This window comes from Streptomyces sp. NPDC045899 (assembly GCF_056431485.1).
This window is the reverse complement of the sequence record NZ_JBWKKP010000013.1, coordinates 14,038-25,852: the sequence shown is the minus strand read 5'-3', so window position 1 is coordinate 25,852 and position 11,815 is coordinate 14,038. Positions and strand designations below refer to the sequence as shown.

Annotated in this window: 14 protein-coding genes; 8 read left to right on the top strand and 6 right to left on the bottom strand. The window is 72.2% G+C overall.

The features are described from left to right. Window positions 1–473 precede the first annotated feature (473 nt). The gene (locus tag AC07FT_RS20360; RefSeq protein ID WP_254745945.1) at window positions 474–692 is read right to left on the bottom strand and encodes a DUF5326 family protein; all 219 of its coding nucleotides are present in this window, start codon (window positions 690–692) and stop codon (window positions 474–476) included. A gap of 159 nt (window positions 693–851) precedes the next feature. Beyond that, the gene (locus AC07FT_RS20355; protein WP_254745943.1) at window positions 852–1,169 is read right to left on the bottom strand and encodes a cupin domain-containing protein; all 318 of its coding nucleotides are present in this window, start codon (window positions 1,167–1,169) and stop codon (window positions 852–854) included. A gap of 66 nt (window positions 1,170–1,235) precedes the next feature. On the opposite strand from AC07FT_RS20355, the gene AC07FT_RS20350 reads away from it, so the two are divergent. The 5 genes from AC07FT_RS20350 (at window position 1,236) to AC07FT_RS20330 (ending at window position 4,964) form a co-directional block, all read left to right on the top strand. Next, the gene (locus AC07FT_RS20350; RefSeq protein ID WP_254745941.1) at window positions 1,236–1,613 is read left to right on the top strand and encodes a phage holin family protein; all 378 of its coding nucleotides are present in this window, start codon (window positions 1,236–1,238) and stop codon (window positions 1,611–1,613) included. Between the two features lie 24 nt (window positions 1,614–1,637). Continuing rightward, window positions 1,638–2,198: a low molecular weight protein-tyrosine-phosphatase gene (locus AC07FT_RS20345; RefSeq protein ID WP_479177474.1), complete on the top strand. Its 561-nt coding sequence runs from the start codon at window positions 1,638–1,640 to the stop codon at window positions 2,196–2,198. Then, on the top strand, window positions 2,195–3,334 hold the full coding sequence (locus tag AC07FT_RS20340; protein WP_479177473.1) for a cystathionine gamma-lyase: 1,140 nt from the start codon (window positions 2,195–2,197) through the stop codon (window positions 3,332–3,334). Before AC07FT_RS20345 ends, AC07FT_RS20340 begins: the two co-directional genes overlap by 4 nt. A 196-nt stretch (window positions 3,335–3,530) precedes the next feature. Beyond that, window positions 3,531–4,427 (top strand): LysR family transcriptional regulator, encoded by an 897-nt coding sequence (locus AC07FT_RS20335; protein ID WP_471191925.1) that lies wholly within the window; start codon window positions 3,531–3,533, stop codon window positions 4,425–4,427. Window positions 4,428–4,469: 42 nt separating this feature from the next. Then, a complete protein-coding gene (locus AC07FT_RS20330) occupies window positions 4,470–4,964 on the top strand; it encodes an NUDIX domain-containing protein (protein ID WP_471191927.1) in 495 nt (164 codons plus the stop codon). Between the two features lie 39 nt (window positions 4,965–5,003). Here the strand turns inward: AC07FT_RS20330 and AC07FT_RS20325 are convergent, their stop codons facing one another. The 3 genes from AC07FT_RS20325 to AC07FT_RS20315 all read right to left on the bottom strand — a co-directional run bounded on the left by AC07FT_RS20325 (window position 5,004) and on the right by AC07FT_RS20315 (window position 8,652). Then, on the bottom strand, window positions 5,004–5,885 hold the full coding sequence (locus AC07FT_RS20325; protein WP_479177472.1) for a pyridoxamine 5'-phosphate oxidase family protein: 882 nt from the start codon (window positions 5,883–5,885) through the stop codon (window positions 5,004–5,006). A gap of 110 nt (window positions 5,886–5,995) precedes the next feature. Further along, on the bottom strand, window positions 5,996–7,663 hold the full coding sequence (locus AC07FT_RS20320) for a globin domain-containing protein (RefSeq protein ID WP_479177471.1): 1,668 nt from the start codon (window positions 7,661–7,663) through the stop codon (window positions 5,996–5,998). A gap of 356 nt (window positions 7,664–8,019) precedes the next feature. After that, window positions 8,020–8,652, bottom strand: coding sequence for an HAD family hydrolase (locus AC07FT_RS20315; protein ID WP_479177470.1), 633 nt, complete (start codon window positions 8,650–8,652; stop codon window positions 8,020–8,022). Window positions 8,653–8,758: 106 nt separating this feature from the next. Between AC07FT_RS20315 and AC07FT_RS20310 the strand changes: the two genes are divergently transcribed. The 3 genes from AC07FT_RS20310 to AC07FT_RS20300 all read left to right on the top strand — a co-directional run bounded on the left by AC07FT_RS20310 (window position 8,759) and on the right by AC07FT_RS20300 (window position 10,438). Continuing rightward, window positions 8,759–9,262 (top strand): DUF2269 domain-containing protein, encoded by a 504-nt coding sequence (locus AC07FT_RS20310; protein ID WP_479177469.1) that lies wholly within the window; start codon window positions 8,759–8,761, stop codon window positions 9,260–9,262. Window positions 9,263–9,427: 165 nt separating this feature from the next. Continuing rightward, window positions 9,428–9,928, top strand: coding sequence for a MarR family winged helix-turn-helix transcriptional regulator (locus AC07FT_RS20305; protein ID WP_479177468.1), 501 nt, complete (start codon window positions 9,428–9,430; stop codon window positions 9,926–9,928). Window positions 9,929–9,982: 54 nt separating this feature from the next. Beyond that, the gene (locus tag AC07FT_RS20300) at window positions 9,983–10,438 is read left to right on the top strand and encodes a GNAT family N-acetyltransferase (RefSeq protein WP_479177467.1); all 456 of its coding nucleotides are present in this window, start codon (window positions 9,983–9,985) and stop codon (window positions 10,436–10,438) included. Between the two features lie 24 nt (window positions 10,439–10,462). Here the strand turns inward: AC07FT_RS20300 and AC07FT_RS20295 are convergent, their stop codons facing one another. Continuing rightward, window positions 10,463–11,761: an SGNH/GDSL hydrolase family protein gene (locus AC07FT_RS20295; RefSeq protein WP_479177466.1), complete on the bottom strand. Its 1,299-nt coding sequence runs from the start codon at window positions 11,759–11,761 to the stop codon at window positions 10,463–10,465. Window positions 11,762–11,815: the final 54 nt, after the last annotated feature.

Genomic DNA, 11,815 nt, shown 5'->3' with positions numbered 1-11,815 from the left:
AGTGGCCAGGTGTGAGCCGATCGGCAGGGAGTTGAAGGCTTGGCCGACTCTGGAGCGTAGCGACTCGATTGCGGGGCGGAGTCGGTTTGCCTCATGTGAGGGAACGGAAATCGCCGGAGTTGCCGTGGCGGAGGCGGTGTGCGAGCCCGCGGCGGCGGTCGGCCGGAGCACTGCGGGCGGGCGATCGTGCTTGTCACGCCGATCCGGGCGGCATCCGGCCGGAACGCGGGAGTCCGGGGCCGGTGCGCGGCCCGTATCGATGTTCGCTGTCGTCAACAGGCACCCCCGGGGTGTGTTGCGAGGCAGACGCCGGGTGAAGAACGCCGAGGACTCGCACTCTAACGGGAGGGGTGCCACGGGGCCGGTGTCCGCCCCGCGGTGTCCCTCGCGCGGCGTACCCGCGCGGGAACACTCCGGGTCGGCGGCCGGACGCACCGGCCGCGGTGCCGGGCGCCGGGATCAGCGGCCCCGGATCACCAGTCGCCGCGGGAGGACGAGGAGGAGCTGAACTTCCGCACCAGATAGATCAGCCCGGCGATCAGCGCCACCAGCAGCAGCGCCTTGAAGACCAGTTCCACGACGAACCCGAGCACGGTCAGGATCAGTCCGCCGAACACGGCCAGGACGAGGACCGGTATCGCGATCCAGGTCACCCACCAAGGCAAGCCCTGGAATATGCCCTTCGTGGTCACGCTGATCCCTGCTTTCGTCTTGGGCCCGACCGGCGCTCGGTCCTTCGCCGTCGGACGGGAATCCCCTGCCACCGATGCTAGGGCGGGGCGGAAGCCCGCGGGGCGTCCGCGTCCCCCGTACTCCCCTGACCGGACCCCTACGGGACCGGAACCCTCCCGTCAGCTCTCCGGCGGAGAGAACACGACCATGACCCGCAGATCCTCGGTGATGTGGTGGAACTTGTGGGCCACCCCGGCGGGTACGTAGACCACGCTGCCGCGCGCCACCTGGGTCGTCTCCATCCCCACCGTGATCGAGGCCCGGCCGCTCAGCACCAGGTAGACCTCGTCCTGGGCGTGCGGTGACTGCGGGTCGCTCTGGCCCGCGTCCAGCGCGTACAGCCCCACGGACATGTTCCGCTCCCGCACGAACTGCAGATACGCGCCATCGTTCGCGGCCCGCTCCGCCTCCAGCTCATCCAGCCGGAACGCCTTCATCTGTCTCTCCACCCCTGCCTGCCGGGCCCCTGACTGTCGCGGGGCCTGTCTGCGACGATCTCAACCATGAAGAATTTTCTCGTCAAGACGCTCGCGAACGCAGGCGCCCTCGGCGTCGCCATCTGGCTGCTCAAGGACATCACGCTCACCGGTGACAACACCGGCCGCAAGACGCTCACCCTCATTCTGGTCGCCCTGGTCTTCGGCGTGGTGAACGTGGTGGTGAAGCCCATCGTCAAGGTGCTGGCGTTCCCGCTGTTCATCCTGACCCTCGGGCTGATCACCCTGGTGATCAACGCCCTGATGCTGCTGCTGACCTCCTGGGTGGCCGGAAAGCTGGACCTGACCTTCCATGTCGACGGCTTCGGCACCGCCGTACTCGGTGGCCTGATCATTTCCATAGTCGCCTGGGCGCTCCACATGGTGCTGCCCGACGACGACTGATCACGGCCGGGGATGATGGACGACATGACACCTCCGCCGCCCTACCGCGTCTGCTTCGTCTGCACCGGCAACATCTGCCGGTCACCGATGGCCGAGGCCGTCTTCCGCGCCCATGTCCGGGATGCCGGGTTCGACGGCCTGGTCGAGGTGGACAGCGCGGGCACCGGTGCCTGGCACGAGGGCGACGGGGCCGACCACCGCACCGTGGCGGTGCTCACGGCCCACGGATATGAGCAGGACCATATCGCCCGGCAGTTCCGTGCCGAGTGGTTCGACCGGCTGGACCTGGTGATCGCCCTGGACGGCGGCCACCTGGACGAGCTGCGCGCCCTGGCCCCGACCCCGGGCGACGCCGCGAAGGTGCGGCTGCTGCGCGCGTACGACCCGGACGCCGATCCGGACGCCCCGGGCGGCCTCGACGTACCGGACCCCTACTTCGGCGGGCCGGACGACTTCGCGGAATGCCTGGAGATGGTCGAGGGGGCGAGCGGCGGACTGCTGGCGGCCGTCGAGGCCGCCCTCGCCGACGACGGGACGGACCCCGAGCCGGGCGCCGGGACCACCGCCGGGAAGGAGGCCGTATGACCGGCGACGGCACCCGCGCCGTACGGGCCGGACTCCCCGAGGCCGAGGCGTACGAGCCGGCCCTGCCGGGCCCGGTCTTCGCCGCCCACTACCACCTGCCCGGGGACGCCGCCGGTCCGTACACCTACGGCCGGGACGCCAACCCGACCTGGACCCTGCTGGAAGGGGCGATCACCGAGCTGGAGGCACCGGGCTCCGGTGCCGAGACGGTCGCCTTCGCCTCCGGTATGGGCGCGATCTCGGCGGTCCTGCTGTCCCGGCTGCGCCAGGGCGACACGGCCGTCCTGCCGTCGGACGGCTATCAGCTGCTGCCCGCGCTGATCGAGCGGCTGGAGGGCTTCGGCGTCACGGTGCGCACCGCGCCCACCGGGAACGACGCCCAGTTGGCCGCGCTGGACGGCGGTGTGCGGCTGCTGTGGCTGGAGACGCCGTCCAACCCGGGTCTGGACGTCTGTGACATCCGCCGCCTGGCCGACGCCGCCCGGGCGCGCGGTGCGCTGGTGGCCGTCGACAACACCCTCGCCACCCCGCTCGGGCAGCGCCCGCTGGAGCTCGGCGCGGACTTCTCGGTGGCCAGCGGCACCAAGGCGCTCACCGGCCACGGCGATGTGCTGCTCGGCTATGTCACCTGCCGCGATCCGGAACTGGCCGCCTCGGTGCGCGCCTGGCGCAAGACGGTCGGCGCGATCCCGGGCCCCATGGAGGCGTGGCTCGCGCACCGCTCGCTGGCCACCCTCCAGCTGCGGGTGGACCGCCAGGCCGCGACCGCCCTCGCCCTGGCCGGAGCACTCGTCGGCCGCCCCGAGGTCACCGGGCTGCGCCACCCCGGACTGCCGGACGATCCCGCGCATCCGGTGGCGGCGGCGCAGATGCGCGGTGGACGGTTCGGGTGCGTGGTCTCCTTCACGCTCCCGGACAAGGAGCACGCGGAGCGCTTCCTCGGCGGGCTGCGGCTGGTGGACGACGCCACCAGCTTCGGCGGCGTGCGCTCCACCGCGGAGCGGCGCGGGCGGTGGGGCGGTGACGCGGTCCCCGAAGGCTTCGTCCGGTTCTCGGTGGGCGCGGAGGATCCGGACGATCTGATCGCCGATGTGCTGCGGGCGCTCGACGCGGCCCGCACCCCGGCGGATGGCTGAAAGCCGATGGGCACACGCGTACGGGCGTCTCAAGCCTCCCCCCTCGTGGCTTGAGACGCCCCGGTGCCCCAGATGGAGAACCGCTTGATTAAGGCTAGTTGACTCAGCGTCAGTGTCCAATCACAGTAGCGACATGGACCTATCGGCATATTTATAGTTGCCATGCGGCGGAGGGGCGTCGAGGCGAGGGGAACGCATGGATCTGGCCCTCTTACGCACGTTCGTCATGGTGCACCGGGCCGGGTCGTTCACCCGTGCCGCCGGACTGCTCGGGCTCTCCCAGCCCGCCGTCACCGGCCAGATCCGCACCCTGGAGAGACAGCTCGGCCGTCCGCTCTTCCTCCGCACCGCGCGCGGCGTCGTCCCCACCACCGTCGGCGATGAACTGGCCCACAAGGTCGCCCCGCACCTGGACGCGCTGCTGGAGGTCGCCGAGGCGGGCCTCGACGACAACGTCCCCCTGCGCACCCTGCACCTCGCGGGGCCACCGGAGTTCACCGCGCTGCGTGCGCTGCCCGCGCTCACCGCCCTCGTCGCCCAGGGGCTCGCCGTGCGCTGTGCGTTCGGTGGCACCGAGGAACTGTTCGAGGGGCTGGGCGCGGGCCACCACGATCTGGCCATCGCCACCTCCCGCCCGCGCGGCCGGCTGCTGGAGGCCGCGCCGCTGTGCGACGAGGAACATGTGCTGATCGCGTCCCCGCGCTGGGCCGCCCGGCTCGGCGGCCCCGCCGTGATCCGGACCAAGGGCGCCCGGGTGCTGGAGGCGCTGCCGGTCGTCGAGGTGCACGAGAGCCTGCCCCTGGTCACCCGCTACTGGTCCACCGTCTTCGACACCCGGCCGGTCACCTCCGGCACGATCATCGCGCCCGATCTGCGGGCCGTGCTCACCTGTGTCGCGCGCGGCGCCGGGCTCGGTGTGCTCCCCCGCTATCTGTGCATGGACGCGCTGGACGCCGGGGAGGTCGTGGCGCTGCTCAGCCCACCGGTGCCACCGCTGCGCACCTACTTCCTGGCGGTGCGGTCCGGTGCGCTCGCGCTGCCGCATATCGCCAAGGCGTACGACTGGCTGCTGCGCTCCGCTGTGGACTGGTGAGTAGCGGGTTTCATCGGCGGACGGCTGCGGCAGATGTCCTGCATGACCGAACGACCCGTGGTCAAGCGCACCGCCCGTGCCATCCTGCTCGACGGCGAGCCCGACCCCCGGATGGTTCTGATCAAGCGGACCAAGCCCGGTCTGGCGCCGTACTGGATCACTCCCGGCGGCGGGGTGGAGCCCGAGGACTCGACCGTCGTCGACGCCCTGCACCGCGAGGTGGACGAGGAACTGGGCGCGAAGGTGACCGACGTGGTGCCCGCCTTCGTGGACACCGTCCCGTACCCCGGTGAGGGGGAGGAGGGGCCGGAGGGCGTGAAGGTGCAGCACTTCTTCGTCTGCCGACTGGCCTCGATGGACCTCTCCCGGCGGCACGGCCCGGAGGTGGACGAGCCCCGAGGGGAGTACGAGGTGGTGCGCGTCCCCTTCACCCGCGAGGGCATCGCCTCGGTCGGGGTGGTGCCGCCGTCGCTGCGCGCCTATCTCGACGCCAATATCGAAGGGATGCTGGCGCTGCTCGCCGACGACCTCGGCTGAGCCCGTCCCGTCCTGCCTTCCCGCGCCCGGCCGGTCACCTCAGCGGAACCAGCCGCCGAACGGCTGCTGGCCGCCCGCGTGCGCGGCCCGCTGCCGCGCCTCCGCGAGCACCCGCTCGGCCTCCTCCCGCCATGCCTCGGGGTGCGACGGCCCGGCCGTTCCGTCCGCCGCCCGCTCCCGCGCCGGCGGGACCGCCCGGCGTCCCTCGCGCGCCTCGGCCGCGGCGCCGAAGAAGTCGCCGCCCTTGCGCCTGACGTCGTCCGTGCCCCAGGCCCGCTCCTGCCCGGATTCGGTGTCCTGGTCGCGGTCCTGGTTCCGGTCACCGTTCTGGCCGCGGTCGCGCCGCTGGTCGTGGCCGCCGCCCCGGCGCTGGGCGGGCACCTTCTGGAGGTGCGGGATGTGCTTGGCGCAGTGGATGTACGCCTCCTCCACCGTCACCTCGACCCACACCACGGCCCGCCGCCCCGGGACCGGATCGACCGGCAGACCGGGGTGGGCCGCGCGCATCTCGGGGTCCTCCACCACCCGCGCCCGGCCGTTGACGTGCAGACCGATCCGGTCCCGCAGAAAGTCGATCATGAGGATGCCGAGGTGCGGGTTCTCCTCGATATTGCCGAGGCTGGCGAGCACCCCGTTCCCCCGGTACTCGGGATAGGCGAGGGTGCGTTCGTCGATCACGACCAGGAACCCGGGCGGCCCGGCCCGGAAGGTGCTGTCGCACTCCCCGTGCCGGTCGGCGGTGGCCAGGAAGAACATCTCCTGACGGCCGATGAACTCCCGCATCCGGACATTGAGGTGGTCGAGCACCTGCTCGTCGTAGAAGCGGTCGGCGCGGTCGGCGGTGCCCAGACGCGCCTGGAGAACGTGTTCGCCGTCGCTGCCCGGACGTCCGGTCCGGACCCCGTGCCCCTCGTTGTCCACCGTCTCTCGTCCCCCGTTCCCGATCGCCGTCGACCGTCTCTTGCCGACCTCTGGGCCGCCGGCCGCCGGTGCGTGACCGCGCGGCCCGTGACCGCGGATCCGCCCCGCGGCTAGCCGCCCGCCGCCACCAGTTCCTCGATCGAGTCGTGCCGTATGCGGTCGGACGGTATGCCGATACCCCTCAGGGTGTCGACCCCGCTGCGGATCATCCCGGGCGGCCCGGAGAGGTATGCGTCGAACGCTCCCCACGGGCCGTACTGCCGCACCGCGTCGGGGAGCCTGCCGCTGAGTCCGTTGGTCGGTCCGTCGGAGACGACCGGACGGACCGCGAGCCAGGGGTGTGCCTGGGCCAGCCGCAGCATGGTGTCGATGTCATAGAGGTCGTGGTCGTTGCGGGCGCCGTAGAAGACCTCGACCGTCCGCTGGCGGCCGTGCTCGGCGACGTCCTCGACCATGGCCTTGATCGGCGCTATCCCGGTGCCGCCGCCGAGGCACAGCAGCCCGTTGTCGCTGGAGTGGTCCACCGTCATCGAACCGGTGGGCGGGCCGAGCCGGATCACATCACCGGGACGGGCCCGGTTGACCAGCGCGGACGACACCCATCCGGCAGGAACCGCCTTCACGTGGAAGGAGAGCAGCCCGTCGGAGCGCGGCGCGGAGGCGAAGGAGTAGTGCCGCCACACCCGCGGCCACCACGGCGTCTCGATGGAGGTGTACTGGCCCGCCAGAAAGGGGTACGGCTGGTCCGGCCGGACGGTCACCACGGCGATGTCGGAGGTGCGCCGCTCGTGCTCGACCACCTCGGCCTGCCACCACGGCGGGGCGTGCCGCTCGTCCTCGGCGGCCGCGTCGATCATGATCTGGGAGATCGCGGTGTAGGCGCGCACCCAGGCCGCCTCGGTCTCCGCGCTCCAGGAGTTGACCGCGTAGTGGGTGAGCGCCCCGATGAGGCATTCGCCGACCGCCGGGTAGTGCTCGGGCTGGGTGCCGTACTTGCGGTGGCCGCGGCCGAGCCCGCCGAGGTACGTGGTGAGCACCTCGGGGTCGTCGACCAGCTTGGCGGCGGTCAGCAGCGCCCGGAAGAGGCGGTCGCGCTGGGCGTCCATGGCGGCGGGGAACAGCGGCCGCAGCTCGGGGTGCTGGACGAAGAGCAGCGCGTAGAAGTAGGCGGTGACCTTGTCGCTCACCGGCTCGATCTCGGCCATCGTGCGGCGCAGCAGGATCGCGTCGGGAGAGGCGTCCTCGGAGGCGGTGAAGGTCGCGCCGGTGTCCGGGGAGCCGGACGGCGCGGCGTCGGCTTCGGCGTCGGGGGCGGCAGGGGCGGGGCTTGCCGGAGCCGTTGCCGCCGGGCCGGACGCGGCGGGCCCCGGGGCCGGACGGGCGTTCTCGGGGGCGGGCGCCTCGGCCGGGCGCTGGTGCTCCTGGCGCCAGGGGGCCTTGTACCGGTGGGCCTCACGCCGGGGGGCCTCGGCCGGTGGGGCCGCGGAGGGCGGCACCGCGGAGCCGTCGGGCCGCGCGGGCGCCGGGGGCGGGGTGCGGCGTTCGGCTCCGGTGCCAACCGGACGTATCGGGCTCACCGGTCGCCGTGGCGCGGCTTCCTCGGCCTCCCGGTCCTGAACGGGCCGACCGGGCGCGCCATGCTCCGGAGCGCCGTCGTGGCCCGGGGCCTCAGACTGGTCCTCGGCCGGTTTCCTGCTCGGGGTGAACCAACCCCATGCGCCACTGTTTCCGCCGGAACCGTCGTTCCCGGCCGACGACGTGGTGGTCGGAGCGTCCATGGTTGCCTCGCCTCGAACATCTTTCTGTCGGTCTTCGCACTTCCCCGGAGGGAAAGTGCCCGCAATTCACCGCTCTGGCGCGCTGGTTCATGTGAGATCGATCCTGACGTCCCGCTCCATAACTCTCTGTTCAAGCAGCTTGCCACGCATGTTCTCGGCACCGGCAACATGACCGAAGTCCAGGAAGCACGGACCGTGTTCCCGATAGGCTGGTTGGCCGGGGTTGCCCGGATGCGGCCAGGCTCCGCGGCAGCGTCCTGCACGGAACCGGACTCGACCCTACCGGGCGTAGTTAAATGCACAAGCCCTGAGCAGGGGGCCTCCATTACACCCGCCAACTCTGGTAATACCCGTAGTTACCGCTGGTTGCCCGTCAATTCGTAAGCACCCCAGAGATCACGTCCGGTATACGCACACGATGCGATATGGCTCACATGATGGTCGGCGTTCACCGCGACCGAGTGGGGAACTACGGCGAACAGCTCGGCGTCCGACATCGAATCGCCGTAGGCCACACAGTGGGCCCTCGTCAACCCGAACCTCGCGCACAGTTCATCGGCGATGCGGACCTTCGCGGCCGGGGTGAGGATGCCCGCCGGATCCAGCGGCTCCCGGAACGGCACCGACGGCCAGGCCGAACCGTGCGTGGCGTCCGCACCCCACTCCAGCAGCCGTTCCACGAAGAATCCGGGCGACAGCGAGATCACCGCGCAGCGCTCGCCGCGCGCCCGGATGTCGGCCCACACCTCACGTATGCCGGTGAGCCATGGCGCGCCCTCGAAGGCCGCCGTCACCTGCGCCTCCGTCAGCTCGCCCCACAGCGCGACGGCCCGCTGCGCGAACTGCGCGGTGCTCAGCCGTCCCTCCGCGAAGGCCCGCTCCAGCTCGCCGATCTCCCGCTCCAGGCCGAGCTGACGCGAGATCTCGACGGCCGCGGCCGAACCGTGGATCAGGGTCCCGTCCAGATCGAACAGATGCAGTCTGGTCATGGGAGCCGAGGGTAGAGGGATATGCCACGGAACCGACCACGGGAGTACCCGGGGATACTCCCGCCGCCAGACGCCGGATCCGCCGCGCCGCGCCACCGTGAGGGGTATGCAGCAGCTCAAGCGCCCCGTCCGCCGGGCCCTCCTCGTCGTCCACGTCATCGTCTCGGTCGGCTGGCTGGGCCTGTCCCTGGGGCTGCTGGCCCTGGGCATCACCGGGGCCACGGCCGGGTCGGCCGAGTCCGCCGGGGCCGCGTACCGGTCGATGGACGTCATCGGCGACTGGCTCCTGGTCCCCATCGGTCTGCTGGCGCTGATCAGCGGGGTGGTGCTGTCGCTGGGCACGCCCTGGGGGCTGGTCCGGTACCACTGGGTGCACATCAAGCTCTGGCTGACACTGATCACCACCGGCGCCACGGCCCTCGCGCTGCGCCCGAGCATCGACGACGCCGTGGCCGATGTCGCGGCGGGCCGGGAGGTCGGGGCCACCGCGAGTCTGGTGGCGGCCCCGTCGGTCAGTCTGAGCGTCTACGTCTTCCTCACCGCGATCTCGGTGATCAAGCCATGGGGGCTCACGGCACGGGGACGGCGGCTGCGCGGCGCCCGGCGGTGAGCACCCGGCCGCCCGGAACCCGCCGAACCGCCGGCCGAGCACGCCCGGCCGAGCCCGGCAATACTTGCAAACGCGGTCAATTTCATCGCTGGACTATCCTGGAACCCGGCTCACCGCCGAGCCACCGGCCCACCCGGGCCATCGAGCCAGCGAAGGAGGGGTTCCATGCCGGACGAGCCGCAGGGGACCACCGCTCCGGCGTGCGCCGCCACCCCGGCCGCCGGTCAGACCCTCGCCCAGGGCTGGTGCGCCCTGTCCTCCCTGCACGGCCGGATCGAGGCGCATATCGAGCGCGCCCTCCAGGCACGGCACGGGCTGAGCGTCCGCGAGTTCTCGGTGCTCAACGTGCTCAGCGGCCAGCACGACGGCGAGGGCGGCCACCTCCAGATGAAGCAGGTCGCCGACTCCGTCGTGCTCAGCCAGAGCGCCACCACCCGTCTGGTGACCCGGCTCGAGGACCGCGGTCTGCTCGCCCGCTACATCTGCCCCACCGACCGCCGCGGGATCTACACCAACGTCAGCCCCGAGGGGCTGGCGCTGCTGGAGGAGGCCCGGCCGACGAACGACACCGCGCTGCGCGAGGCGCTCGAGGACGCCGCCCGGCGCCCCGAGCTCGCACCGCTGGTCGCCGCCGTCGAAGGGCTGTGGACCCCGGCCCCGGCGTGACCGGCGGGCCGCCTGACGGCGGGCGCCCCACGAGGTGGTCGTAGGCTCGCGGTCGTGAGCGACTTCGAGATCCGGCGCGCGACCGCCGACGACATATCCGCCATCGTGGCGATGCTGGCCGACGATCCGCTCGGCGCCCAGCGCGAGTCGGTCGACGACCCCGCGCCCTACCGCGCCGCCTTCGACCGGCTGGACCGGGACCCCAACCAGCGGCTGGTGGTCGCGGTCCGGGACGGCCGGACCGTCGGCACCCTCCAGCTGACCGTGATCCCCGGGCTGTCGCGGCGCGGCGCCACCCGCTCGATCATCGAGGGGGTCCGGATCCACGGCGACGAGCGCGGCAGCGGACTCGGCACCCGGCTGATCGAGTGGGCGGTGGCGGAGTCGCGCCGCGAGGGCTGTGTCCTGGTACAGCTCACCTCGGACGCCACCCGGATCGACGCCCACCGCTTCTATGAGCGGCTCGGCTTCGAGGCCAGCCACATCGGCTTCAAACTCCCGCTCTCCTGAAGGAGAGCGGGAGAGGCGGCGGCCTCAGAGCGCCGTGAGGTCGACGGCCTCGGCCATCCGCCGGTAGCCCGCCGCGTTGGGGTGCTTGGCGTCCCCCGAGTCGTACGCCGGGTCGAGCGCCAGCGGGTCCGACGGCGAGGCCATGATCTCCGCGAAGTCGACGACCGCGTCGAACTCTCCGGAGGTGCGGATCCATTCGTTGATCGCCGCTCGCTTCGCCTCGGAGCGCGCGGTGTGGTACTCGGCGCCCTTGAACGGCAGGATCGTCCCGCCGATGGCCCGGACGCCCCGGGCGTGGGCGCGACCGATCAGCTCTTGGTAGGAGGCGATCACCTCCTCGGCGGAGATCTGCGGGTTCGGCCGGTAGGTGGGCAGGTCCACCTCGCTGAAACCGATGTCGTTGAGCCCCTCGAGGACGATCACCGACCGTACGCCCGGCTTGTCCAGCACATCGCGCTGGAAGCGGGCGGCGGCGCGCTCCCCGTACCAGCGCGAATCGTTGCGCAGCAGATTGCCGCCGATCCCGGAGTTGAGGACCGGCCGCGGGGTGCCCGCGGCGGCGAGGCGCTCGGCCAGCAGGTCGGGCCAGCGGTGGTGGGTGTCGTTCCCGGAACCGAAGCCGTCGGTGAGGGAGTCGCCGAAGGCCACCACGGTGTCGCGGCCCTTCGCGTGCCCCTTCCTGTGCCCCTTCGCACCGCCCGTGACCTCGACGTCGGACAGGTAGTACCAGGAGTGGGTCCGCCCGGTGAAGGCCGCTCCGGTGCGGTCGTCCCGGTGGTCGCCGTCGGCTCGGTAGCTGGTGGCGTACGCCTGGGCGTGGAAGGTGGCCGGGCCGGTCGGCCGCCGGAAGTACAGCGTCACCGTCACCGACTCGAACGGGGCCAGCCGCAGCGGCGCCGCGTCGCTCGCCGTCTCACCGCCCGCCGGGATCTCCACCGACCTCCGGTGGCCGAAGGTGAGTCCGCGCAGGGTCGCGGGGTGGACGGCCGGACCGTGCGCGGTACGGGCGATGGTCGCCCCCGTCACTCGCAACGGAGCGGTGCCGTAACGGTTGGAGAGCCGGATGCGGGCCGCGGTGCCACCGCCGGTGACCCGGACCACCTGGCGCACGGTCTGGTCGGCGAAACCGGTCTCGGCCCAGTTGGGTTCGAAGCCCGCGCTGGGGCGCTGGACGGGAGCGGCCCATCCGGCCGTCCAGCCGGTGCGCGGCCGTTCCCGGCCGTCGGCCGGGCCGCCGGGCCGGGCCGTGGCCACCCCGGAGGCGGCCACGACGGCGGAGAGCGCGAGCAGGGACGTACTGAGGCGGAGCAGCGAGGAGCGCACGGCGGATCTCCTGGAGGAGGCGGGAGGGGACGGGCCGGGCGGCCCGTCCGGGAA

What these genes read in the sequence shown, in the direction of transcription:
- AC07FT_RS20355 (WP_254745943.1), bottom strand. Translation starts at nt 1,169, where the DNA reads ATGAAGGCGTTCCGGCTGGATGAGCTGGAGGCGGAGCGGGCCGCGAAC.
- AC07FT_RS20350 (WP_254745941.1), top strand. Translation starts at nt 1,236, where the DNA reads ATGAAGAATTTTCTCGTCAAGACGCTCGCGAACGCAGGCGCCCTCGGC.
- AC07FT_RS20345 (WP_479177474.1), top strand. Translation starts at nt 1,638, where the DNA reads ATGACACCTCCGCCGCCCTACCGCGTCTGCTTCGTCTGCACCGGCAAC.
- AC07FT_RS20340 (WP_479177473.1), top strand. Translation starts at nt 2,195, where the DNA reads ATGACCGGCGACGGCACCCGCGCCGTACGGGCCGGACTCCCCGAGGCC.
- AC07FT_RS20335 (WP_471191925.1), top strand. Translation starts at nt 3,531, where the DNA reads ATGGATCTGGCCCTCTTACGCACGTTCGTCATGGTGCACCGGGCCGGG.
- AC07FT_RS20330 (WP_471191927.1), top strand. Translation starts at nt 4,470, where the DNA reads ATGACCGAACGACCCGTGGTCAAGCGCACCGCCCGTGCCATCCTGCTC.
- AC07FT_RS20320 (WP_479177471.1), bottom strand. Translation starts at nt 7,663, where the DNA reads ATGGACGCTCCGACCACCACGTCGTCGGCCGGGAACGACGGTTCCGGC.
- AC07FT_RS20315 (WP_479177470.1), bottom strand. Translation starts at nt 8,652, where the DNA reads ATGACCAGACTGCATCTGTTCGATCTGGACGGGACCCTGATCCACGGT.
- AC07FT_RS20310 (WP_479177469.1), top strand. Translation starts at nt 8,759, where the DNA reads ATGCAGCAGCTCAAGCGCCCCGTCCGCCGGGCCCTCCTCGTCGTCCAC.
- AC07FT_RS20305 (WP_479177468.1), top strand. Translation starts at nt 9,428, where the DNA reads ATGCCGGACGAGCCGCAGGGGACCACCGCTCCGGCGTGCGCCGCCACC.